The 23964-nt window shown below is 72.7% G+C and carries 15 protein-coding genes and 2 pseudogenes; 8 read left to right on the top strand and 9 right to left on the bottom strand.

Annotated features, from left to right (window positions below; genetic code table 11):
* The first annotated feature begins 165 nt into the window (after positions 1-165).
* Together GLX30_RS29655 and ptsP are read left to right on the top strand one after the other, a co-directional pair.
* Positions 166-615, top strand: a complete 450-nt coding sequence (locus GLX30_RS29655; RefSeq protein ID WP_159693978.1) for a PTS glucose transporter subunit IIA — start codon at positions 166-168, stop codon at positions 613-615.
* Between the two features lie 74 nt (positions 616-689).
* Positions 690-2360, top strand: a complete 1671-nt coding sequence (gene ptsP / locus GLX30_RS29650) for a phosphoenolpyruvate--protein phosphotransferase (RefSeq protein WP_159693976.1) — start codon at positions 690-692, stop codon at positions 2358-2360.
* 60 nt (positions 2361-2420) lie between these two features.
* Here ptsP and GLX30_RS29645 read toward each other — a convergent pair whose 3' ends face one another.
* Entirely contained in the window at positions 2421-3329 is a 909-nt protein-coding gene (locus GLX30_RS29645; RefSeq protein ID WP_159693974.1) for a hypothetical protein, read from the bottom strand.
* A 147-nt stretch (positions 3330-3476) separates the two neighbouring features.
* Positions 3477-5452 (bottom strand): annotated as a pseudogene (locus tag GLX30_RS29640) (acetoacetate--CoA ligase).
* A 214-nt stretch (positions 5453-5666) separates the two neighbouring features.
* On the opposite strand from GLX30_RS29640, the pseudogene GLX30_RS29635 reads away from it, so the two are divergent.
* Positions 5667-8035, top strand: a pseudogene (locus GLX30_RS29635) (glycoside hydrolase family 31 protein).
* Between the two features lie 10 nt (positions 8036-8045).
* Here the strand turns inward: GLX30_RS29635 and GLX30_RS29630 are convergent.
* Positions 8046-8555: an NUDIX domain-containing protein gene (locus GLX30_RS29630; protein WP_244258314.1), complete on the bottom strand. Its 510-nt coding sequence runs from the start codon at positions 8553-8555 to the stop codon at positions 8046-8048.
* Positions 8556-8615: 60 nt separating this feature from the next.
* Between GLX30_RS29630 and GLX30_RS29625 the strand changes: the two genes are divergently transcribed.
* The 4 genes from GLX30_RS29625 (at position 8616) to glpK (ending at position 12565) form a co-directional block, all read left to right on the top strand.
* The gene (locus GLX30_RS29625; RefSeq protein ID WP_159693970.1) at positions 8616-9431 is read left to right on the top strand and encodes a M15 family metallopeptidase; all 816 of its coding nucleotides are present in this window, start codon (positions 8616-8618) and stop codon (positions 9429-9431) included.
* Between the two features lie 31 nt (positions 9432-9462).
* Entirely contained in the window at positions 9463-9813 is a 351-nt protein-coding gene (locus GLX30_RS29620; RefSeq protein WP_159693968.1) for a DUF962 domain-containing protein, read from the top strand.
* A gap of 457 nt (positions 9814-10270) precedes the next feature.
* Positions 10271-11032, top strand: a complete 762-nt coding sequence (locus tag GLX30_RS29615) for an MIP/aquaporin family protein (protein ID WP_159693966.1) — start codon at positions 10271-10273, stop codon at positions 11030-11032.
* 18 nt (positions 11033-11050) lie between these two features.
* Entirely contained in the window at positions 11051-12565 is a 1515-nt protein-coding gene (glpK, locus tag GLX30_RS29610) for a glycerol kinase GlpK (RefSeq protein WP_159693964.1), read from the top strand.
* 211 nt (positions 12566-12776) lie between these two features.
* Here the strand turns inward: glpK and GLX30_RS29605 are convergent, their stop codons facing one another.
* The 4 genes from GLX30_RS29605 to GLX30_RS29590 are packed head-to-tail and all read right to left on the bottom strand — an operon-like array spanning position 12777 to position 17058.
* The gene (locus tag GLX30_RS29605; protein ID WP_159693962.1) at positions 12777-13391 is read right to left on the bottom strand and encodes an ATP/GTP-binding protein; all 615 of its coding nucleotides are present in this window, start codon (positions 13389-13391) and stop codon (positions 12777-12779) included.
* A complete protein-coding gene (locus GLX30_RS29600) occupies positions 13372-13776 on the bottom strand; it encodes a DUF742 domain-containing protein (RefSeq protein ID WP_005320095.1) in 405 nt (134 codons plus the stop codon). The genes GLX30_RS29605 and GLX30_RS29600 overlap by 20 nt, the downstream gene beginning before the upstream one ends.
* A gap of 4 nt (positions 13777-13780) precedes the next feature.
* Positions 13781-14236: a roadblock/LC7 domain-containing protein gene (locus tag GLX30_RS29595; RefSeq protein WP_159693960.1), complete on the bottom strand. Its 456-nt coding sequence runs from the start codon at positions 14234-14236 to the stop codon at positions 13781-13783.
* Positions 14233-17058 (bottom strand): nitrate- and nitrite sensing domain-containing protein, encoded by a 2826-nt coding sequence (locus GLX30_RS29590; protein WP_159693957.1) that lies wholly within the window; start codon positions 17056-17058, stop codon positions 14233-14235. Before GLX30_RS29590 ends, GLX30_RS29595 begins: the two co-directional genes overlap by 4 nt.
* A 489-nt stretch (positions 17059-17547) precedes the next feature.
* Here GLX30_RS29590 and GLX30_RS29585 point away from each other — a divergent pair, with 489 nt between their 5' ends.
* Positions 17548-17988 carry a hypothetical protein gene (locus GLX30_RS29585; protein WP_159693955.1) on the top strand — a complete coding sequence of 147 codons (441 nt, stop codon included), beginning with the start codon at positions 17548-17550 and terminating at the stop codon, positions 17986-17988.
* Between the two features lie 167 nt (positions 17989-18155).
* On the opposite strand, the gene GLX30_RS29580 is transcribed toward GLX30_RS29585, so the two are convergent.
* Both GLX30_RS29580 and GLX30_RS29575 read right to left on the bottom strand, forming a co-directional pair.
* Positions 18156-22970 carry a hypothetical protein gene (locus GLX30_RS29580; protein ID WP_159693953.1) on the bottom strand — a complete coding sequence of 1605 codons (4815 nt, stop codon included), beginning with the start codon at positions 22968-22970 and terminating at the stop codon, positions 18156-18158.
* Between the two features lie 40 nt (positions 22971-23010).
* Positions 23011-23934: a hypothetical protein gene (locus GLX30_RS29575; RefSeq protein WP_159693951.1), complete on the bottom strand. Its 924-nt coding sequence runs from the start codon at positions 23932-23934 to the stop codon at positions 23011-23013.
* Positions 23935-23964: the final 30 nt, after the last annotated feature.

The raw sequence follows: 23964 nt of genomic DNA, 5'->3' as shown, positions 1-23964 counted from the left end.
ACTCCGCCGGCAGATGACGCAAACCCCTTCGGGTGCACACCTAGGTCCGTCAACTGGTAGATCACGGGCGGAACTAGGACTTCTCATGACCTACTCTTCAGGTCAGCGCGTCGTCCGGTACAGGCAGTGACGGCGCCTGACGAATCTCCGCCCATGGGAGGCTCCATGACCACAGTGACGTCCCCTCTTGCCGGCCGGGCCATCGGTCTCGCGGCCGTTCCCGATCCGGTGTTCTCCGGTGCGATGGTCGGGCCCGGGACGGCCATCGACCCCGTGCGTGAGCCGTCCGAGGCGGTCTCTCCGGTGGACGGCATCATCGTGTCCCTCCACCCGCACGCCTTCGTCGTCGTCGACGACGAGGGGCACGGTGTGCTGACGCACCTCGGTATCGACACGGTGCAGCTCAACGGCGAGGGCTTCGAGCTTCTCGTCAACAAGGGCGACACGGTGCGGCGCGGCCAGTCCGTGGTGCGCTGGGACCCGGCGGCCGTGGAGGCCGCGGGGAAGTCCGCCATCTGCCCGGTCGTGGCTCTCGAGGCCACACCCGACTCCCTGTCCGACGTCCGTGAGAACGGGGACGTGAAGGCCGGGGAAAGCCTCTTCGGCTGGCAGTGACCCGCCGACGTCGGTGACGGCGAGTCGGACATCCATCGCGGCGGCTGGACCGCCGCCCAATCGGAGACGGTGAAATGGAGACAACGCTGCGAGGCGTCGGCGTGAGCCACGGTGTGGCGATCGGCGAGGTGCGGCACATGGGCACGGCGGTTCTCGAGCCGCCGGCCAAGCAGATCCCCGCCCAGGACGCGGAGCGTGAGCAGGGGCGCGCCCGCCAGGCCGTGGAAGCGGTGGCCGCCGACCTGATCGCGCGGGGCAACCTGGCCGGTGGTGAGGCGCAGGCCGTGCTCGAGGCGCAGGCCATGATGGCGCAGGACCCGGAGCTCATGTCCGACGTCGACCGCCGTATCGCGGTCGGCAGCACCGCCGAGCGTGCGGTGTACGACGCGTTCGCGGCCTACCGGGCCCTGCTGGCGGGTGCCGGCGAGTACCTGGCCGGTCGGGTCGCGGATCTGGACGACGTGCGGAACCGGATCGTGGCTCGGCTGCTGGGCGTGCCGATGCCGGGTGTGCCGGACAGCGACGAGCCGTATGTACTGATCGCGCGCGATCTGGCGCCGGCGGACACCGCGCTGCTGGATCCGGCCCTGGTGCTCGGGTTCGTCACGGAAGAGGGCGGGCCCACGAGCCACAGCGCCATCCTGGCGCGGGCACTCGGGGTGCCTGCCGTGGTCGCGCTGCCGGGAGCGGGTGAGCTCGCCGAGGGCACGCTGATCGCCGTCGACGGCAGCACCGGCGAGATCTTCGTGGAGCCGAGCGACGAGAAGCGGGCGCAGATGGAGCGTGCCGCCGCGGAGCGCAAGGCGGCGCTGTCCGCGTCCAGCGGGCCGGGGGTGACCTCGGACGGGCACAAGGTGCCGTTGCTGGCCAATGTCGGGGGACCCGCGGACGTTCCGGCGGCAGTGGACGCCGGGGCCGAGGGCGTGGGTCTGTTCCGTACCGAGTTCCTCTTCCTGGACGACAGCAAGCAGGCGCCGTCCGAGGAGAAGCAGGTCGAGGCGTACCGCAAGGTGCTCGAGGCGTTCCCCCATGGCCGCGTGGTCGTGCGGGTGCTGGACGCCGGCGCGGACAAGCCGCTCGACTTCCTGACGCCGGCCGACGAGCCCAACCCCGCGTTGGGTGTGCGCGGGCTGCGTTCGCTGCTGGACCACCCGGAGGTGCTGCGGACGCAGTTGTCGGCGCTGTCGAAGGCGGCGCAGGGGCTGCCCGTCTACCTCGAGGTCATGGCACCGATGGTGGCGGACCGTACCGATGCGAAGGCGTTCGCGGACGCGTGCCGGCAGGCGGGGCTCCAGGCGAAGTTCGGGGCGATGGTGGAGATCCCGTCCGCGGCCTTGCGGGCACGGTCGATCCTGCAGGAGGTCGAGTTCCTGTCCCTCGGCACGAACGACCTCGCGCAGTACACCTTCGCCGCCGATCGGCAGGTGGGTGCGGTGTCCCGGCTGCAGGACCCGTGGCAGCCGGCGTTGCTCGACCTGGTGGCGCTGTCCGCGGAGGCCGCCAAGGCCGAGGGCAAGAGCTGTGGTGTCTGCGGTGAGGCCGCCTCCGATCCGCTTCTGGCCTGTGTGCTCACCGGCCTCGGTGTGACGTCGCTGTCGATGGGCGCCGCGTCGATCCCGTACGTGCGGGCGACGCTGGCGAAGTACACGCTGGCGCAGTGCGAGCGTGCGGCCGCCGCGGCGCGTGCGTCGGACACCGCCGAGGAGGCCCGGACGGCCGCGCAGGCGGTTCTTTCCGGGGAGTAGGAACTCCCGGGCGACGGTGCAGAAGGGGCTTCCCGCCGATGGCGGGAAGCCCCTTCTCCGTCAGTGGTGGTGGTCCGGGTCGTCCGTGGTCACGGGGAAGCCCGCGCAGTATTCGACCCCCGGCTCCGGTGACAGCGGGTCGCCGGTGGCCGCGTCGGTGCAGTAGGCGCTGAACACCTCTCCGGCGGTGAGGGGCTCCACGCTCCCTTGGTCGAGGCGCCAGCCGTGGACGTGGTCGGCGGTGTCCGGTGCGCTGGTGCGCAGGACAAGTCCGCCGGTGCTCCGGAGCGCGATGCCGGCTGCGAGGACGGTGACGAACTCGGCACCTTCCTCCGCGTCGATCCGGGCGGAGGACGATGTGCCGCCCTGGGCGTGGAGCACGGCGAGGAGTTGCTCGTCGGGGCCCGGGACGCTGCAGACGAGATGGTGTTCCCCCGGCCCGGCCACTTCGAGGAGGCGCATCAGGATGCCCGACGCCCGGTCGAAGGCGGACCTGCCGATGTCCTGGCCGCAGTCGGCGCACATGCCGAGGTCGGCGAGGAGCAGGGTGGCGTACTCCCAGGTGGCCTGGCGGACGGTCCTGTTGATCAGTTGGGGCAGCAGGTTCCCCAGCGACTGGCCGGTGTAGGGGACGTTCGCGCCGCGGCGTGCGAGCTCCGCGGTGAATCGGCTGCGGCCGGCGGGGGCGTCGGCGTCGATGCCGGCCTCCGCGCAGTACTCGGCGAACTCGTCGGGGTCGAAGAGGGCGACGGACGTGTGCAGTTGCTGGGCGGACAGCGTTTTCAGCAGGTGCTCGGCCTGCCTGAGGTAGGCCGGGTAGTCGTCGAAGGTGAAGGTGCGGTAGCGACGCATCCGTGCGAAGTCCTGTTCGTCGGCGAGGATGCCGACCGTACTCGGGACTTCCCGGCGCAGTGCGCGCCGAAGTGCTGCGTTCGTGCCGGTCCGCTTGGACTGCTTGGTGTGCGCCATGCCGATTCCCCCAGTGCGCTGTCGATCAGCTGTCGATCACTCGTGACTCACGGTAGGGGGAGGCACTGACAATGGGCCGCGGCAGCGCTCCGGCCCCGGCCCGGACCCGTCGTGCGAGCGGGTCCGGGCCCGGGGTGCGGTCCGGGGTCACGTGCGGTTGCGAGCGATGTCCTCGTAGAAGCCGAGGAGCGCGAGGTTGTCGACGGAGCCCGGGTTGACCGCCTTGGCGAGCGGGGTGCCTTGGAGGAGCCGCTTGACCGGGACCTCGATGCGCTTGCCGGTGAGGGTGTGGGGAACGCCGGGAACCTCGATGATGTCGTCCGGTACGTGGCGTGGGGAGAGGTTCTCGCGGATGGACTGCTTGATCCGGGCGTGGAGGGCGTCGTCGAGGACGGCGCCTTCCGCGAGGTGGACGAAGAGCGGCATCCAGTAGCCGCCGTCCGGTTCCTCGAGGCCGATGACGAGGGACTCGCGGATCTCCGGAAGGCGTTCGACGACTTCGTAGATGTCGGCGGAACCCATGCGGACGCCCTGGCGGTTGAGTGTGGAGTCGGAGCGGCCGTGGATGATCACGGAGCCGCGGTCGGTGATGGTGATCCAGTCGCCGTGCCGCCAGACGCCCGGGTACATCTCGAAGTAGCTGTCGCGGTAGCGGCTGCCGTCGGGGTCGTTCCAGAAGCGGATGGGCATCGACGGCATCGGGTTGGTGACCACCAGTTCGCCGACCTCGTCGATGACCGGTTTGCCCTGCGGGTCCCAGGACTGGAGGTCGGTGCCGAGGCAGGCGGCCTGGAGTTCGCCGATCTCGACCGGGAGGGTGGGGACGGCGCCGGCGAAACAGCTGCACACGTCCGTTCCGCCGCTGACGGAGGCGATCCACAGGTCGTCCGCCACCTCGTCGTGGAGCCATCGGAAGCCGTCGGGCGGCAGTGGGGAGCCGGTGGTGGCGACGCACTTGACGCGGGAGAGGTCGAAGTCCCGGCCGGGGTGGACGTCGGCCTTGGCGCAGGCCATGACGTAGGCCGCGGAGGTCCCGAACAGGGTGGCGCCGGTGCGTTCGGCGACGCGCCACTGGGCGCCGGTGTCGGGGTAGCCGGGGCTGCCGTCGTACAGGACCACGGTGGTGCCGGTGAGCAGGCCGGAGACGAGGAAGTTCCACATCATCCAGCCGGTGGAGGTGTACCAGAAGAAGCGGTCGTCGGGACCGAGGTCGCAGTGCAGGCCGATCTGCTTGTAGTGCTCCAGCAGGATCCCGCCCTGCGACTGGACGATGGCCTTGGGGAGGCCGGTGGTGCCGGAGGAGTAGAGCACCCACAGGGGATGGTCGAAGGGAACCGGTTCGAAGACCGGTTCGGCATCCTGCGAGGTCACGGCGGACCAGTCGAGGGCGCCCTCGGGGGCGTCGGTGCCGAGCAGCGGGATGTGGACGACCGCGCGCAGTGTGGGCAGTTCGCGCCGGAGTTCGGCGACCGTCTGCGTGCGGTCGTGCTCCTTGCCGCCGTAGCGGTAGCCGTCGACGGTGAACAGGACGACGGGTTCGACCTGCTGGAAACGGTCGAGGACGCTGCGGGCCCCGAAGTCGGGGGCGCAGGACGTCCACACGGCACCGACGGCCGCGGTGGCGAGGAAGGCGGTGACTGCCTGCGGGATGTTGGAGAGGTAGCCGCTGACGCGGTCGCCGGGGCGTACGCCGAGGGCGCGCAGTTCCGCGGCGAGCGCTCCGACCTGGCGGCGGAGCTCCGACCAGCTGATGGGCATCGGCTCATGTGTCTCGTCCACATGGAGCAGAGCGGGGTCATGTGCGCGCGCCGGGTCCTCGGCCGTGCGCAGGGCGTGCTCCGCGTAATTGAGGGTGGCGCCGGAGAACCACTGGGCGCCGGGCATCGAGCGGTCGGCGAGCACGCGGGCGTACGGAGTGGAGAAGCGGATCTCGAACCACTCGGCGACCGCCTGCCAGAACGTCTCCAGCTCGTCGACGGACCAGCGGTGCAGCGCCTGGTAACCCCCTCGGCCGGAGCCCCGTGCCGCTCGGCCGCCCAGGCCTGGAAGCGGGTGATCCGGGCGGCGGCGATGCGGTCGGGATCGGGCTGCCAGAGAGGGGCGTGGTTCGATGCTGAGGTCATGGGGCGGCTCCCGGGCTGGCTCTACGCGGTGTATGCGTGCGCCGCGCACGGGCGGGGTGTGCGCGGACGCGGCTGACAGGACGATGCCATGTGATCGTCATTCGCACCAGGGCGGATCCCCCATGGTCGGCGTGGCGAATATGTGCTCCCACCATGGGTGAACGGCAGTTGAACAGCGCATCGCCGCCTCCTCCCCGGTGGCAGGGTGAAGGGCATGGACGGTCGTGATCTGGTGCGCGCGGTGACAACTCTCGGTACGGCACAGGGGCTGCGGGCGATGCGCTCGGCGTGGCGCCGGCACCGGGCCGATTCCGTGGGGCTGCCGCCCCGCGGCGCCGAGCGGGCAAGAGTGCCGGGGCCGACGGAGGGGGCGGAGCCGCTGCCGGGCGGCGGGACCGTTCGGTTCGCCCGTTCCGAGCTGCACATCGTGGTGACGGTGGGCGGGGCGGTGTTCCGGGGCTGGGACGGTGCGCGGCCGGAGCCGTCGTACGCGCTGGCCGGTGCTCCCCCGGAGCCGGACCCGCGGGCCGGGCTGGAGCCGGACAAGGACGGCGGGTGGCAGGTGGTGTCCGAGCGTCTGACGGTCGCCGTCTCACGGCACGGCGTGGTGGAGATCCGTACGCCCGGCGGTGTGGTGCTGCGCCGGGACCTGCCACCGCGCTGGTGGGAGCCGGTGGAAGGGGGCCCTGCCCGCTGGGTGCAGCGCAGCGAGATCTCGGCCGACGCCCGGCTGTTCGGCCTCGGCGGCCGGACGTCGGGGCCCCGGCTGCGTGACGGGTCGTACCGGCTGTGGAACAGGGCGGCGCGGGCGGGGTTCGGGCCCGGCGACGATCCGCTGCACATCACGATGCCGGTGCAGACCGTGGTGGCCGACGCCGGCTGCCATCTGGCGTTCCACGACAACACGTGGGACGGCCGCGTCGTCGTGCGCGAGGGTCAGGAGGGCGCCGGTTCCGGGCACGACAGGCCCGGCACGGTCGAGGTGCGGATGGACGGCGGGCCGCTGCGCAGCTGGGTGCTGGTGGGCACACCGGCACGCGTCCTCGGCGGCTGGGCGCAGTTGACCGGCGCGCCGGCGCTGCCTCCGTCGTGGGCGCTGGGCCCGCAGCATGTCCGGCCGGCCGGGGGCGAGGAGGACGTGCGCCGTACGGTCGACGCTCATCGGGAACGCGGGCTGCCGCTGTCCGCGGTCCATGTCGGCGGCCCCCGCGGTGCGCGGTCCGGGCCCTCTGCGGACCTCGACGGATTTCCGCGGCTGTCCGTCCTGGCGAAGGATCTCCGTGAGGACGGGGTGCGGTTGGTACGTGCGGTGGGTCCGGCGGTGAGCGCCGGGCCCGAGGACGTGCTGTACGGGCAGGGTTCCGCGGCGGGACTGTTCGTCCGGGACGCGGGCGGTGCCGAGGTGCGGGGAACGGCCGGCCCGGGCGACTGCGTGTTCCCGGACTTCACGGATCCGCGGGTGCGCGAGTGGTGGGGGAGCTGTCCGGGCAGGTGTCCGCGGTGGGTTTCGCCGGTATGTGGCTGGACGGGAACGAGCCGGTGTCCTGTACGGCGTTCGCCGGTGCGACCCTCCCCCGTTCGTCACGGCACGTGCTGGAGGGCCGCGGCGGCGACCACCGTGAGGCCCACAACGTCTACGGGCTGGCCATGGCGCGGGCTGCGTACGAGGGGATGCGCGGGACGCTTCCCGAGGAGCGGCCGCTTCTTGTCTCCCGGTCCGGCTGGGCGGGCATGCAGAAGTACGGGGGTGCCTGGGCGGCGGACGTGACGACGGGCTGGCCGGGGCTGCGTGCCGCGCTGTCGCTGGTGATGGGCCTCGGGCTCTGCGGCGTCCCGTTCACGGGCACGGACGTGGAGGGCGGCGACGGGCTGTCCGCCGAGCTGTACCTGCGCCGGCTCCAGCTGTCGGCGTATCTGCCGCTGTTGCGGCTGCGGGACTCCGCGGCGCCCTGGGCGTACGGGCCGGAGGTGGCGGCGCAGGCGAGGGCCGTACTGGTGGAGCGGGAGCGGCTCGCGCCGTACTTCATGACCCTGGCGCACCTGGCGCGGCTGACGGGGGCGCCGTATGTGCGTCCCCTGTGGTGGCGTTCTGCCGGGGACCGGGCGCTGCGGGACTGCGAGGACGCCTTCCTGCTGGGCGACTCGCTGCTGGTGGCACCGGTCCTGGAGCCCGGGGCCGACCGGCGGGCCGTGCGGCTGCCGCGCGGACGGTGGTACGACACGGATTCGGGCCGGCCGTACGAGGGTCCCGGGCAGGTGCTGGTGGACGCGCCGCTGTCGCGGATCCCGGTACTCGCGCGGGCGGGGGCGGTGCTTCCCGTGCTCGACGACGGCGGCGCACAGGGCGCCGGCGCCCAGGACGGCGGTACGCGGGCGGACCGGGTCGGGCTGGAGGTGTGGGCCCCGGCCGCGGGACGCAGGGGCGGCGGGTTGGTGGTGCGGGACGCCGGGGAGGGGTGGGCGGAGCCGGAGATCGAGCGGTACACGTCACGGCTGGCGGACGGGCGTGTGGTGGTGGAACGGGCCACGGACGACGGTCAGTCGGCGGTGGAGGGGCCGGTGCGGGTACGGGGGCTCGAATGAGAGGTCGGTCTCAGCGGTCGTAGGCGCCGGCGAACCAGTTTCGTGCCGCGAGGGTGTGCAGCGGGAAGGCCAACGGCTCCGGGGCGTGCAGGAGCCGCCGCTCGCCGGTCTCGTCGGTGGGGACGAACGGCGGCAGGGCTGCCGCCGGGCGTGCCGGCAGCAGCCCGAACACGAGCATGTGGCCGCCCGGGGAGCTGAGGACGTCGGCGAGCCGCACCTCGTGCTCCGGGGCCTTGATGCCGGTCTCCTCCCACAGTTCGCGGACCACCGCGTGCCGCCAGTCCTCGCGGTGATCGACGAAACCGCCGGGCAGGGCGGTGCCGCCGCGCACGGGTTCGATGGTGCGCGTGATGACGACGAGGCCGGTGCCGTGGGCAGGATCGTGCACGGGCTGGAGGGCGACGGCGACCGGCAGCGGATTGCGGTAGGAAGTCGTACCGCAGGCCGGGCAGGTGCGCGGCCGGCCCGTGTCAGCGCCGTACGGCGCTCCGCAGTGGCCGCAGTAGGAGTCCTTGGACACGCGCGGACTGTACCCGATCACCCTTTCCGCGCGGAGCGGTTACTGGTAAACGGTGGGGCCATGACTCGACTTGGTTCAGCCGTCCGTGTTCTGACCGCCGCGGCAGCGGCTCTGCTCTGCGTCTCCTCGGTGGCGCCCGCCGCCCAGGCCGCTCCGGAGCCGAAGGCGCCGCGGGAGTTCGTGGCGCTGCGCACCGTGGCGCCGACCGTCATCCAGGAGATGCGCTACACGACGGAGCACAACTTCATGGGAGAGCCGGTGGACGGGTACCGGCAGCCGCTGTGCATCCTCACGCGCCCGGCGGCCGAGGCCCTGCGCAGGGCGCAGTCACAGCTGCTGCGGCAGGGCTATTCACTGAAGGTGTACGACTGCTACCGCCCGCAACGCGCCGTCGACCACTTCGTCCGGTGGGCCAAGGATCTCGAGGACGAGTCGATGAAGGAGGAGTTCTATCCGCATGTCGACAAGTCGCGTCTGTTCGCGGACGGTTACATCGCGGAGAAGTCCGGCCACAGCCGGGGCAGCACCGTGGACCTGACGCTCGTGAAGCTGCCGACGGCGCCCACCCGTCCGCACGTCCCCGGTGAGGCGCTCGTGCCGTGCTACGCGCCGAAGGACGACCGTTTCCCGGACAACTCCGTCGACATGGGGACCGGCTACGACTGCTTCGACACGCTGTCGCACACCGACGACCCGCGGGTCACGGGCGAGCAGCGCGCCAACCGCGATCTGCTGCGGGGCACGCTGGCGGCGGTCGGGTTCGTCAACCTGCCGGAGGAGTGGTGGCACTTCACGTACAAGCCGGAGCCGTTCCCCGGCACGTACTTCGACTTCCCCGTCGCCGTGCGTTCGGTGGCGGGGCACCGGGTGGGCTGACGCCGCGCGCCGTGGCGGCTACGGTGCGGGAATGGCGCAACAGCAGACGTTCGAGTCGTACGAGGAGTTCTGGCCCTACTACGTCGCGATGCACTCACGGGCGGCGACCCGCTGGGTGCATCTGACGGGCACGCTGACCGGGCTCGCGGTCAGCGTGTACGGGCTGGCGCGGGGGCGGAAGCGGTATCTGGCCGCCCTGCCGCTCATCGGGTACGGGACGGCGTGGCCGGCCCACTTCTTCATCGAGAAGAACAACCCGGCGACGTTCGGGCATCCCGCGTGGTCGCTCCGTGGCGACGTGCAGATGATCCGGATGATGCTGTCGGGCAGGGACGGGGAACTGGCCGAGATCGCGGCCAAGTGGCTGGCGGAGAACCGCTGAGGGCCCGTTCCACCGCGGCAGACCCCCCTGACGCGCTGGGACGCTCGCCGCGCCGTGAACCGACCCGGCGGGTGCGTCGCACGGCCGGCCACCGGTAGTCCCCGCGCGTACCGGGAACACCGCGAACCGGGGCGCTTCCGCCTTGGTTCGCGGTCGGGGGCGTCCCTGGAGGGTCCTGAGCCGCTTGACGTTCCTGGCGCCGGTGTCCAGCACCGCCCGTGAACTGCGCACGCTGTGCGCAGCCTTGACGGCCCATCACGGCAGGTGAAAACTGCCTGTTCGTCGGCAGCCCCGCCGGCCGCCGCACACGCTCACACGCTCGTCACGGACGCCGGGCGTGGCAGGGACCCGCCCTGCCCTCGGCTCCGCAGCCATGGGATCCATGGAACGCACATGGAGCGCGAACCCTGCACGGAGGGCCGGGGCCGGTGTCCCGGGTGAGGGCCAAGGAGCCGCCATGAGCAACTCGGACATATTTCTCGGTGAGGTCATAGGAACCGCGATACTCATCCTCTTCGGGGCGGGCGTCTGCGCCGCCGTCACACTGCACCATTCGAAGGCCAGGGCGGCCGGCTGGGTCGTCATCGCCTTCGGCTGGGGCTTCGGCGTACTGGCCGGCGCGTACACCGCCGCACCGCTGTCGGGCGGGCACCTCAACCCGGCCGTGACTGTGGGACTCGCCGTCGACACCGGCGAATGGGCCAAGGTACCGCTCTACATCCTGGCGCAGATGGTGGGCGCGGTCCTCGGCGCCGTACTCGCCTACCTGGTCTACTTCGCACAGTTCCAGGCCAACGCGAACATCGCCGACGCCCAGCCGACGCTGGGGATCTTCGCGACCGGTCCGGAGATCCGCAAGCCGTGGGCGAACGTCCTCACCGAGGTCATCGCCACGATCGGACTCGTGCTCCCGCTCCTCGCGTTCGGGAGGAACGACGGCATCGGCATCGGGCAGATCCCCGGGGAGGACGCCGGGATCTACGGCTCGGGCATCTCCATCCTGCTGGTGTCGCTGCTGGTCGTCGGCATCGGACTCTCGCTCGGCGGCCCGACCGGCTACGCCATCAACCCGGCCCGCGACCTGGGCCCGCGCATCGTGCACGCCGTGCTGCCGATCCCCAACAAGGGGACCTCCGACTGGGGTTACGCCTGGGTGCCGGTGGCCGGACCGATCATCGGCGGGCTACTGGCCGGAGTCATCTTCAACGCAGCCTTCTAGGTCCGACAAGGGGACGCCATGACGGACAGGTTCGTCGCCGCCATCGATCAGGGCACCACGTCCAGTCGCTGCATCATCTTCAACCAGGACGGCGCCATCGTCGCCGTCGACCAGCGCGAACACCGCCAGATCTTCCCCAAGCCGGGGTGGGTGGAGCACGACGCCACCGAGATCTGGTCCAAGGTGCAGGCGGTCGTCGCCGGGGCGGTCGCCAAGGCCGGCCTGCGGGCCGACCAGCTCAGCGCCCTCGGCATCACCAACCAGCGTGAGACGACCCTCATGTGGGAGCGGGCCACCGGAAGGCCCGTGCACAACGCCATCGTCTGGCAGGACACCCGTACCGCCGCCCTCTGTCACGAACTGGGCGGCGCCGACGGGCAGGACCGCTTCCGCGACACCACCGGCCTGCCGCTCGCCAGCTACTTCTCCGGCCCCAAGGCCGCCTGGTTGCTGGACAACGTTCCCGGGCTCCGCGCACGGGCCGAGCGGGGCGAGATCGCCTTCGGAACCATCGACTCCTGGCTGATCTGGAACCTCACCGGCGGCACGGACGGCGGAATGCACGTCACCGACGTCACCAACGCGTCCCGGACGATGCTGATGGACCTGCGGACTCTCCAGTGGGACGAGGAAATCCTCGCCGCCATGAACGTGCCCAGGGCGGTGCTGCCCGAGATCCGGTCCTCCTCCGAGGTGTACGGGACGGCCGTCGGGCAGCTCGCGGGCGTGCCGGTGGCCTCCGCGCTCGGCGACCAGCAGGCCGCGATCTTCGGCCAGGCCTGCTACGACACCGGAACGGCCAAGAACACCTACGGCACCGGCAGCTTCCTGCTCCTCAACACCGGCAACCGTCCCGTCCCCTCGAAGAGCGGGCTGATCACCACGCTCGGCTACAAGATCGGCGACGAGTCACCCGTCTACTGCCTGGAGGGCTCCATCGCCATCACCGGCGCCCTCGTGCAGTGGTTCCGCGACCAGCTCGGCATCATCCGCTCGGCGGGCGAGATCGAGACACTCGCCGCGAGTGTGGAGGACAACGGCGGCGCGTACATCGTGCCGGCCTTCTCCGGCCTCTACGCGCCCTACTGGCGTTCCGACGCACGCGGCGTCGTCACCGGCCTGACCAGGTACGTGACGAAGGCCCACCTGGCCCGGGCGGTCCTGGAGGCGACCAGCTGGCAGACGCGGGAGGTGGTCGACGCGATGTACCAGGACTCCGGCGTGCAGATCACCACGCTCAAGGTCGACGGGGGCATGACCGCCAACAATCTGCTGATGCAGCATCAGGCGGACGTGCTGGGGGTGCCGGTGATCCGGCCGAGGGTCTCTGAGACGACCTGCCTGGGCGCGGCCTACGCGGCCGGGCTCGCGACGGGTGTCTGGGCGGATCTGGACGAGCTGAAGACCCACTGGCAGCGCGATGTCGAGTGGTCACCGCGGATGGAGGCCGAGGTGCGCGAACGCGAGTACCACAACTGGCGCAAGGCGGTGGAGAAGAGCTTCGGCTGGGAGGAGGACGCCGGCGGGAACTAGGGTCTTTCGCCCCGCCGAGTCCTGACCGGTCCCTGCGATCTGGCGGCCGTCAGGAGACCCCGGCGGCGAGGAGCTCACGGCCCGTACCCCGGTCGGTGGGGGTACGGGCCGTGTCCGTCTCACGTGCCGGAGAAGTACGGCATGTCCCCAAGTGCCGGCGGGAGCACGGGCGGTGTCCGTACGAGGCGGCCGGCGAGCTACGGCCCCGGCCTCAGGCGCCGGCGGTCGTGGCGTGTTCGCGGACCTGGTCGGCGCGGGTCAGCGCGTGCTCGACGACGGCGACAAGGATGTCCTTGACCGATTCGCGGGAGCGCGCGTCGCCCATCAGCAGCGGCACCTCGGGGTCGAGGTCGAGGGCCGCCCGTACGGACTCCTCCGGGAAGCGGTTCGCCCCCTCGAAGCAGTTGACGGCGACCGCGAACGGGATGCCTCTGCGCTCGAAGTAGTCGACGCCGGCGAAGCAGTCCTCCAGCCGACGGGTGTCCGCGAGGACGACCGCCCCGAGCGCGCCCTGCGCCAACTCGTCCCACAGGAACCAGAACCGGTCCTGTCCGGGGGTGCCGAACAGATAGAGGACCAGGTCCTCGCGGAGCGTGATGCGCCCGAAGTCCATGGCGACCGTGGTGGTCGTCTTGCCCTCGACGCCGGCGATGTCGTCCACCGGCCGCCCGGCCTCGGTGAGCGTCTCCTCTGTGCGCAGCGGTTTGATCTCGCTGACCGCGCCCACCAGGGTGGTCTTGCCGACGCCGAAGCCGCCTGCCACCAAGATCTTCAGCGTCACCGGCTCGATCGGCGCCTTGCGGCGGCTAGAGCGCCCGAAGACCATTGATCACCTCGCGGAGAATGCTCACGTCCGGCAGTTCGGCCGGCGGAACGGGACGGGTTACGTGTACGAGTGCGTCGTCGACGAGGTCGCCGACGAGGACACGGACCACGCCGACGGGCAGGTCGAGACCGGCGGCCAGTTCGGCGATGGACTGGGGGGTGCTGCCACAGCGTTCGACGATCTCGACGTGTTCCGGCGAGAGCGTCTGGTCACGGCCCGGGTCGTCGGCCGCTGCCTCCGGCACGACCAGGGCGATCAGGTCGAGCCGGTGGCGGCCGGCATGGCTGGTGCGGCCGCGGGTCATCGCGTACGGGCGCACGACCGGGCCGGCGTCGGCGTCGATCCAGTGGTGCGACCTGCGGCCGTGCCGCAGCGATTCACTCATGGCCTCACCCTCCGGCGGCCTGACCGGTCCGTGGCGCAGTGACGAGGTGCGCTCCGACGCGCTTGACCATCAGCGTCATCTCGTACGCCACCTGCCCCACGTCGGAGTCGGCGTCCGCGAGGACGGCCAGGCAACTGCCGTCCCCCGCCGCGGTGACGAAGAGGAACGCCTCGTCGAGCTCGACGACGGTCTGGCGGACCTGACCCGCGTCGAAGTGGCGGCCGACTCCCTTGGCGAGACTGTGGAAGCCGGACGCGACGGCGGCGAGATGCTCGCTGTCCTCACGGGTGAGTTCCCGGGAAGTACCGGTGGCAAGGCCGTCGCTGGAAAGCACCAGGGCCTTGCGGATACTGGCGACGCGGTCGACCAGCTCGTCGAGGAGCCAGTTGAGGCCACCCGGGCGCTGGGCCCCGAACCGGTCCCCTGTGGCGTCGGTTGCTGCGGCGTGCGGTGCGGTCATCGACCGTCCCCCTCCGATGTCGATCCTGGTGCGGTCCGGCCGTCGCCGACGGCCGGGTCGGTGCCTTGTTCTGCCGCGGCCTCCTCGGCGTTGCGGCGGCGGCCACGCTGCCAGCCGCGCTGCATGGAGGCCATGCGGCTGCGGACCTCGTCCGCGTCACGCTCCGGTTCGCCCGCCGCCGGGGAGGCGGCGCTCTGCTCCGCGGCAGCGGCGGCGGAGGCCCGGAGCTGGGGTGCGAGGCTGGCCTGCCGTACGCGGCGTGGCAGGCCGTCCAGCAGCCGAGCGGCGGCCGCGGGGCCTTCGTCGGGCTGCTGCGCCGGCCACGGTCGTGCCGCGTCGCCGGAGGGCGGCACGGGCGTCGGACCGGACACGGGCCCCGACCTGCCGCGGTCGCGGCGGTCGGACATGAGCGGTGCGGGAGCCGCCGAGAGCGGCGGCCTCGCGAACGGGGTGGGCTCCACGGCCCGCCGAGCCTCCGGGGCCGGATGGCCGCGACCGTCCGCGCCCCGCTCGTCGACCCTGCGGCCGTGATCTGCCACGAGCGTCGGGGGCCTGCGCCTCGGGAGGGGCACCGGGCCGGCACGGTGCTCCTCCGACCGCTCGGGAGCCTGCTGGTGCTGCTCGCCCGTCGCGTCGCCTCGGCGGCGCGGGCGGAAGATGCCGCCCCGCTCGCTCTCGCCGTCCTCGATGTCGGCGAGGCGGCCGGGGTCCGCCGGCATGGGACGGTCGTCGCCGAGGAGCGAGCGGTCCCGCTCCTCGAGGCCCAGCGCGCCGATCGGGGCCTCCAGTTCGACGGGGCCGTCCAGGACGGCGGCGGCCCCGAGGCCGCTGGGCAGCTTCGACAGGGCGGGCTGCCTGCCCTCGCCGCGCCGGCCGGCGGCGCTCTCACTCTTGCGGTCGAGCCGGAATCCGGTGCCCTGGGTCTCCGGCGCCTCTGTGAGCAGGGCCGCCGGTATGAAGACCACGGCGGTCGTGCCGCCGTACGGGGACTGCTGGAGCGAGACCCGGACGTTCTGGCGCTGGGCAAGGCGGCTGACGACGAACAGCCCGAGCCGGTCGGTGTCGGAGAGCTCGAACTCGGGTGTTTCCGCGAGCCGGAGGTTGGCCTCGAGGAGGGCGTCGGCCGCCATGCCGAGACCGCGGTCGTGGATCTCCAGGGTGAAGCCGTTGGCCACCCGCTCGCCGAGCACCTGGACGCCGGTGTGCGGCGGCGAGAACACCGTGGCGTTCTCGAGGAGTTCGGCTATGAGGTGGGTGAGGTCGGCGACGGCGGGGCCGCCGACGCCGATGCGCGGCAGCCTGCGCACCTCGATGCGCTCGTAGTCCTCGACCTCCGCGACCGCCGCACGCACCACGTCCATCAGCTGGATGGGCTTGCGCCACTGCCGTGAGGGCGCCGCACCCGAGAGGATCACCAGGCCTTCCGCGTGGCGCCGCATGCGGGTGGTGAGGTGGTCCAGACGGAAGAGGTCGGCCAGTTCCTCGGTGTCCTCCGTGCGTCGCTCCATGGTGTCGAGGAGCGACAGCTGACGGTGGAGCAGGACCTGGTTGCGGCGGGCGAGGTTGACGAACACCTCGGAGACGCCGCGCCGCATGTCCGCCTGGCGGACCGCGGCCTCGACGGCCGCCCGCTGGAGGGTGTTGAGGGCCTGCCCGGCCTGGCCGATCTCGTCCTTCTCGTACTCGAGCCGCGGTGCCTCCGTCTCGACGTCGACGTGCTCTCCGGCGGCGAGGCGGCGCATGACGCTGGGCAGCCGTACGCCGGACACCTCGTGGGCCTCCTTGCGCAGCCGGGACAGGTCGCGGACGAGATCGCGGCCGATGCGGACGGACACGATGACGGAGACGAGCAGGGCGAGGAAGCCGAGCACGCCCGCCACGCCCGCCTTGACGAGGACGCCGTACGCGGCGGGTTCGACCCGGTCCTGGTAGCGGTCGCGGGCGTCGGCGGCTTCGCGGTCGAGGTTGTCGAGGACCGGGGTGGCGGCCTGCTGCCAGCGCTCGGCCTCCGACGGCGGGAGCCCCTCGGCGGGTCCCGCGGCGATGAGGCGTTCCTCCGCGTCGCGCAGGGGCGCCGTCTCGGGACTGCGCCAGTACTGCTGGAACGTCCCCCGGTCGCGGGCGGGAAGCATCTCGAGGTTGGTCTCGTAGTAGACCTGCCGGTGCGCGGCGTGGTCGGTGAGTTCGCGGATCTCCCGGGCGGTCGTCTTCCGTGTCGTCAGCGCGGAGGCGATCAGGGCGTCTTCGCGGGAGAGCATCTCGCGGGCCCGTGAGAGGCCGACCAGCGCGCGGCCCTGACGTTCGAGTTCGACGTCGTCGAGGGCGTGAAGCGTCAGCAGGAACCCGTGGGAGGGGTCGATGAGGCCGTTGTAGAACTCCAGCGCCTGTGCGCGGGTCACGGTGTTCGTGTCCACGGACCGGCGCAGCGCGTCGAGCCCGTCGAACGCGTCGATCAGGGAGCTCAGCCGGCGCGACGAGTCGGAGGTCAAATCGTCGCGGACCGAGGACGACTCCGAGTTGCGGCGTACGGCGGCGACGGCGCTGTCGGTGGCCGACCGGCGGGTGTTCATGGTCTGCTGCGCGCCGGAGGCACGCCGGTCCGCGAGGTAGACGAGCGTCTGCCGGCGTTCCTTCTGGATGACGTCGATGGTGTCCTCGACGGGCTTGCCGACCTGCTCCGCGACGGAACTCGCCGCCAGCAGCTGGCTCGCCTCCCGACCGGTCAGTACGGTGGCGAAGCTCCACAGGGCCGTCAGCGACAGCAGCGGGACGAGCAGCAGCGCCACGATCTTCCGGCGGATGGACTTCCCGCGAAAGCGCATGGCCTCCCCCTGCTCGACCCGCACGGTGCGGGTGGTGTTCCGTCAGCAAACGGCGTGAGCCTACTACTGCCGCACAGGCATCTCGAAGACACGTCCGGACGGTTTTCGGCCTTCGTCACGCCGTCTGATCATGGGATGTCCTGGTATTCGTGGAGATGGCGTTACCGGGAGTACCGGGCGACGGCGTCGGCATGTCGTTTTCGGGACCCGGGCAGATGGCTGGATCTCTTCGCTCTGCGGGAATCATCGCGCCTGGTCGTACGTCATTCCCTGCGGGGGCACCGGGGGTTCGCAGTCGCCACGCACACGGATCCGGCCGTTGTCGGCGGGGGGAATCCGGTTCCGGAGCGCTTGAAGTGCACTTCGGGGCTCTTGAAGTGCACGGCGACGCGTCGCGGTTGGGCCGCGGTTGTGCGGGCAACCGGAGTAGGACGGCAGAATCCGGGCAGCCACCGTCATGTCGGACAGAGGTGGGGAGTGACACGATCCATGGACACGGACGAGCGTCGTGAGGCGACGCCGACGGCGGACGACCTGTATGTGCCGCGGCAGCTCTGGGTGGAGGAGCCGGCGACCAGAAGGCGTATGGCCGAGCCTGTCCGCAGAGCCGCGGTCCGCGCGGTGATCATCGTGTCACTGACGATGATTCAGGCGATGACGGCCTTGCTCTTCACGCTCTCCGGCGCGTGGCTGGCCTTCCCGCTGGTGCTGAGCACCGTGGCCGGCACGGTGGTCGCCACATGGGCGGTGCTCGACGTGTGGGTGACCCGCCAGGTGTGGAACCAGCGCAACGGCGTGGTGTCCGTGCCCAGCAGCACCGCGCGCCAGTTGCGCCGCGACCGCCGCCGGGCCCGCAGGGCCGCCCGCGCCGCCGCGCGAGGGGCGTCAGGCATACGGCAACGGGCCGGCGGACGGCTCTCCCAGGCGTAGCGCCGGTGCGCCGTGCGGAACACAAGGCGTTCCCGGTGCGCCGTGCGGAACACAAGGCGTTCCCGGTATGCCGTGCGGGGCCGGGCGTAGCCCTGTACCGCCGCACGGTGCTGCGGCCGTCGCCCGGCGGCAAGGGGACGAGGGCCGCACCGGCGTAGCGGGCGGCGCTATGCCTGGCCGTGTGCGGCCGTGTCCGGGGAGCGGGTCGCCGGCTGCTCCCCCGTCGCCTGCTCGGGCAGCGGCGCGCGCTTGAACATACGGGTCGCGGTGATCTCCCCGTGCACCGTCGCGCCGGCCGGGTCCACCTGCGGCAGACCGGGGCGCAGGTGCTCCTCGACGCTGATGTACTTCAGACCCGCCCTCAGGTCCGCGTCGTTGCGCAGCCGGATCACCAGCGGGAACTCTGCCAGCGCCGTCGTGTCGAACAGCCCGGTGGTGTACAGGAGTTGCACACCCAGCGCATCGGAGACCGCGCGCTGGAGCTCCAGCAGATACGTCGCGTTCGCCCGGCCGATGGGATTGTCGAGGAAGAGCGTCCCGGCGTGCCGGTGCCTGTCCCTGCCCCGGTCGTTGCTGCGCAGCGCGGCCATCGTGCAGTACAGGGCGATGGCCGCGGTCAGCAGCTGGCCGCCGGAGAAGACGTCGCCCATCTGCCCGACCGGCACCCGCTCGGCGCGCAGCACCGCGTCCGGCTTGAGGATCTCCACGGCCACGCCCCGCGGTTCGAGGGCGGCCTGCACTCCGCGCAGCAGCAGCGACATCCCGTCCCTGCGCAGGTCCGAGTTCTTCTTGACCGCCGCGCGGGTCGCCTCGTCGATGACCTCGCCGAGCCGCTCCGCCAAGGTCGCCTGGTCAGGCTCCTCGAAGCGGATCCGCAGGAACTCCTGCCCCGACCACTCGCCGAGCCCTTCGGGCAGGCGGGAGAGCCGCTGGGCCGAGCGGAGCGTCGCGAGCGCGGACTCCACGAGGCCGCGCAGCCGGTCGACGATGGTGTCGCGGTTGCGCTCGAGCTGCTCCAGCTCGTCGGTGAGCACGCGCAGCCTGGGCGCGAACGCTTCGGCCCACTTGGCGGCGTGCTCGGGCAGCGCGGCGGCGGGCAGTTCGCGGATCTGCTGCCGGGCCGGGGTACGCACCTGCTCGTAACGGGTGGAGTTGGCGTGCCGTACGAGTACGTCGCTCGCCTCCCGTACCGCCGCCTCCGCGGTGGACAGGTCGGTGGCGCATCCGCGCAGCGAGCGGCGGGCCTCTGCGGCGGAGTGGCGGGCCTCTTCCAGGGTGCCGGGGTACGGCTCCGGGCTCTGCGCCGGCTCATCCTCCTGGTGGTGGTCGCGCAGCAGGTCCCGGAGCAGCGCGGCCGTCTCGTCGAAGCCGCCCGCCGCGTCCTCCGCCGCCCGGTGGGCGTGGAGAAGTCCGGCGTGGGCGGCGCGGGCCGTCTCCAGCGTGTCGTTGCAGGCGGCCAGCCCCGCGGTGGCCGTGCGCAGGAGGGTCTGCGCGTGTTCGGCGTCGGCGGGGACGAGGTCGCCGGGCAGCTCGGTGTGCGACTCGCCGTCGACGGGGGCGAGGCGCTCGGCCTCGCCGCGCAGCCGGCCCAGCTTCTCGCTGGCCTCCGAGGCACGGGCCTCCAGCATCTGCACCAGGGACTCCGCGCGGACGACGGCCGCCTGGCGTGAGGGGCCGTCGGCGCCGTCCGTGCCCTCGAGGAGCTGGGCCGCGCGGGTCCGGACCTTGTTGGTGAGGCGGTCGAGTTCGGCGACGGCAGCGCTCTCGTCGCTCTCGGCGCGGGCCTGTTCGGCGCGCAGGTCCGCTCCGACGCCGACCTTCTCGTAGAGCTGGGAGGCCGCGCGGTACGCCTCGCGCAGCGCGGGCAGCGAGGGGCGCGGGGTCCGGTCGTCCTGCTCCGGCAGGCTTTCGGGCGCTCCGGCGATCTCGGCACGCTCTGCCCGCAGCGCGCGGGCGGTGCGGCGTGCGTCGTCAGCAGCGCGCTGGGCGGCCCTGCGGTCCTCGTCGGCGGCCTTCGCCCGCTCCAGGCAGGTCGTGGCACGGGCCTCCGACTCGGCTGCCTCGTCGGCCAGTTCGCGGAGCTTCACCTGCCAGCCGGCCCGTTCGCGGAGCCGGAAGGCGAGGCCGGCGAGAGCGTCCGCGACGCGGCGGGCCCGCTGGGCCGCTTCCTGCCGCTCGTCGCGTACGCGGGCGGCGTCGGCCGCCGCCTCCTCCGCCTCGGCACGGGCGGTGCGGGCCTCTTCCAGTGTCTCCTGCGCTTCACGTACCGCCTCGCGGGCCGTACGGGCGCCTTCGGCGAGCTCGGCGAGCATGCCGGGCGGGCAGTCCGCCCGCCATGCGCCGATGCGGGCCGCGAGGGACCGGTCGGCGGCGAGGCGTGCGGCGAGGACGCGGATCTCCTCGTCCCGCGCGGCCGCCCTGGCGCGCAGCGCGTGACGCTCCTCGTCGGCGGCGTGCTCGTCGTGCATAGCCGGGTTCGGCGGCACGAGGAAGACGCCTTCGTCCCCGTCGGCGTTTCCCTGCGGTACGGGGGCGAGCAGCGCGGCGGCGGTCCCGACGGCCACGGCGGACCGGGGCAACAGGGCCGCTCCTGCGAGGACTTCGCGTGCGCGGGTGTGTGAGGCAGGGTCGGTGATCACGACACCGTCGACCAGTTCCGGTCGCGCCGCGAGCACGGCGGCGTGGTCGGCGGGGTCGACGGACTGGGCGAGATAGCGCCAGCCGGGCAGAGCGGGGATGCCGTGCTCGCCCAGGTATTCGACGGTGGCGAGGACGTCCGGGCCGGGCGGGAGCAGGCCGCCGTCGCCGAGGGCCCCGAGGATGCGGGCGTCGTCGGCGGCGGCGGTACGCAGGTCGAACAGCTGTCGTTCCGCGGAGGAGACGGACTGCTCGAGCAGTTCGCGCAGCTCGCCGGCGAACCCGTCGAACTCCTCGACGGTGAGGGGCCCTTCGCCGGTGCGGCGGGGGCCGCGGCGGCCGCCGGAGGCCTGGCCGGAAGGGCTGCCCGCGGGGGCGTCGGCGTCCCCGTCGGCCGCGGCGGCCGGGCGGAGGTCGTGACCGGTGTCCGGTGCGTCCGTCGCGGGGCTCTGCCCGTCGGCCGCCGGGGTGCGCGGAGAGGGGACCGGAACGGGCAGCGCGGGGGCGAGGCTCAGCAGGTCCGCGAGGCGCTCGTCCGCCGCGATGGACTCCGCGGCGCGGCGCTCCGCTTCGTAGGCGTGGTCGGCGGCGCGCTCGGCGTCCGCGGCGCGGGCCGCGGCCAGTTCCGCGCGGGACTCCGCGCCGGCTGCCTCCTTCGCCCGGTCCGCCGTCGAGCGGGCCGCCTCACGGGCCTCGTCCCATGCGGCGACGGCGGTCTTCTCCGCGTCGCTCGCCGCCAGCGCGGCACGGGCCGGATCGGCGTCGGGGGCGGTGTCGTCGAGCCATCCGGCCCGCACCGCCTCGGCGGTCTCCTGCTCGACCTCGCTCAGCCGCTGGCGAAGGTGGCCGATCTCGCTGCGGGCGCGCTGCGCCTCGGTCGCGGCGACGGTGGCGTCGCGGTGGGCGGCTTCGCCCGTCTCCTGGAGTGCGCGGGAACGCTCCTCCTCCTCGTTGGCGACGCGTTCGCCGTCCTCCGCGGCGGTGTGCAGGGCGCGCACCAGGTCGCCGGCGGCCTTGGCCCGGGCGGCGAGCGCGGGGGCGGCGTCGCGTTCGGCCTCGCGAATGGCCGCGGCCACGCGGGCGGACCGGTCGGCGGCCGCCCGATGGCGCAGCACCGCCTCCGCGGCGAGCCATGCGGAGTGCAGCGTGCGTGCGTCGATCAGCTCACGGCGCTGTGCCGCGGCTCCCTTCTCCGCGGCGGCGAGTGCCAGTGAGGCGTGCCGGTAGGCCAGTTCGGCGGCGACGAGGGAGCTGCGGTCGCGTTCCTTCTCGGCGCCGGTGACGGTGTGCGCGGCGGCGGTGACCTGCTGAGCGAGGTCCGCGGCGCGGGAGCGCTCGTCCGCGCCGCGGGCGGAGAGACGGCGTGCCAGGGTGCGGGTTCGGCGCTCCGCGCCGGTGTGGACGTCCCGGGCCCGGGCCCTGGCCTCCGCCGCGTCGACGATCCGGCCGAGGAGGTCGACGGAGCCTGCGGTGAAGTCCCGTTCCGCGGTGAGCTCCGCCCGGCGGCCCAGCTTGTTGCCGAACGAGCTGACGAGGTCGGCGAGGCCGTCCGTGTCGCGGGTGTCGGTGACGGCGCGCAGCAGCAGGTCGGTGAAGTCGGAGTCCTTCTTCACCGCGAACAGGCCGGCCGCCTCGCCCTCGTCGGCGTTCATCTCCCGCTGGTAGCGGAACAGTTCGGGGTCGAGGCCGAGGTCGCCCAGGTGCTCGTTCCAGCGGTCGTGGATCTCTTCCCAGTACACGTCGAGATGCGGATACGCCTTGCCCGCCTCGGTGATCGCGTCCCGGAAACCCTTCATGGTGCGGCGGCGGCCCTGGGCGCCGGAGACTCCCTCGACGGGGGGACGGACGGCGGTGGACTCGGCCACGGGGAGCGAGTCGAGACCGAGGCCGGGGCCCGGCCGGAACGAGTACCAGGCCTCGGCGAACTTGCGGGGGTCGTTGGACACCTGGCGACCGCGCCACTCGCTGACCTTGCCGACGACGACCAGTTCGCCGGTGAGCGTGTGCTGCCATTCGAGCGCGACGTGCCCGCAGTCGTCCGCGAGCAGGAACTTGCGCAGCACGCCCGAGCTGGCGCCGCCCAGGGTGTTGCGGTGGCCCGGCAGCATCACGGAGAAGATCAGCTTCAGCAGGACGGACTTGCCCCCGCCGTTCTCGAGGAAGAGCACACCCGCGGGCGCGGGCCGGCGCGGCGGGCCGACCGGCTCCTCCTCGAAGAACTCCGCCTGCGTGGGGGCGGGATCGGGCACGGGCTCGCCGACTCCGCGCAGATCGAGCACGGTGTCGGCGTAGCGCGCACCGGCGGGGCCGATGGAGTAAAGGCGGACCCGGGACAACTCGTACATGGCGGCGGACTCTCAGTCGTCTAACTGTGCGCGGGGGAAGTTACGCGTGGAAGGGCAGGCCGGCGTCGGCGGCCAGGTCGAGGTCGTCGCCGTCGGGCGGAGCCACGAGCGTGGCGGAGCCGTCACCGACCGGGACGACGCCCAGCTCCAGCAGCTCGGCCATCGCGGCGCTGCCCGCCATGTCGCGCACCTGCAACTGGTAGCGGGCGGTGGTGCGGTACGCACCGCCGGCGTCGTCGCCGGTCCGCTGGAGGAAGCCGGAGTCGGTGAGGAAGGCGACGGCCTTTCCGACGATGCCGGTGGTCGAGCCCGCGAGGCGGCGGGCGTCTTTCGTTGCGCCGGTGGCGCTGCGGCGCGCGTAGACCCGCCACGCCGCCTCCAGGCCGGGGGCGTCGCTCGCCGGGTCGGTGTTGTCGCCCTGCTCGTCGGCGCGCTCCTCGAGACGCCGGCAGGCCTGACGCACGAAGGCGTCGACGCCGTTGACGGTGATCCGGCCGATGTACCCGTCGTCGGCGAGGTCCTCGGGGCGCGGGAAGGCCATGGCGGCGACGGCGAGGTGGGCCAGGCCGTGCAGGAAGCGGTCGGCGGACTCGGCGGAGGCCCGGCGGGCGTAGTCGCCCATCCGTACGGCGAACACCGAGTCCTCGCCGGCGGTGACGGCCATGCCCGCCCGGGGCGACACCTCGAGCACGACCAGGCCGAGGCCGGTGGCGACCGCGTCGGCGAGGCGGGCGAAGGCGGGGTCCTCGCGGTAGCGCCGCAGCAGTTCGGCGTACTCGGCGTCGCGGGCCGGCAGCAGCTTGGGTTGGAGGCCGAAGGAGACGAGCCGCGCGGCATCTGCCGCGTCGGCGGGCGTGACGCCGCCGGCCCCGGGCGCGGTGGTGGACATCGGGCCGGAGGGGGGTCCCTGCGGGGTGGCCCGGTCGCTCCACGCGGCGGGGGGCTCGGCGTGGTGGTCGCTCACGGGGCTCCTCGATGGGGGGTGGTCGGGGCG

This window comes from Streptomyces sp. Tu 2975 (genome assembly GCF_009832925.1).
Classification (GTDB): domain Bacteria; phylum Actinomycetota; class Actinomycetes; order Streptomycetales; family Streptomycetaceae; genus Streptomyces.
This window is presented reverse-complemented; position numbering and strand designations above follow the sequence as displayed.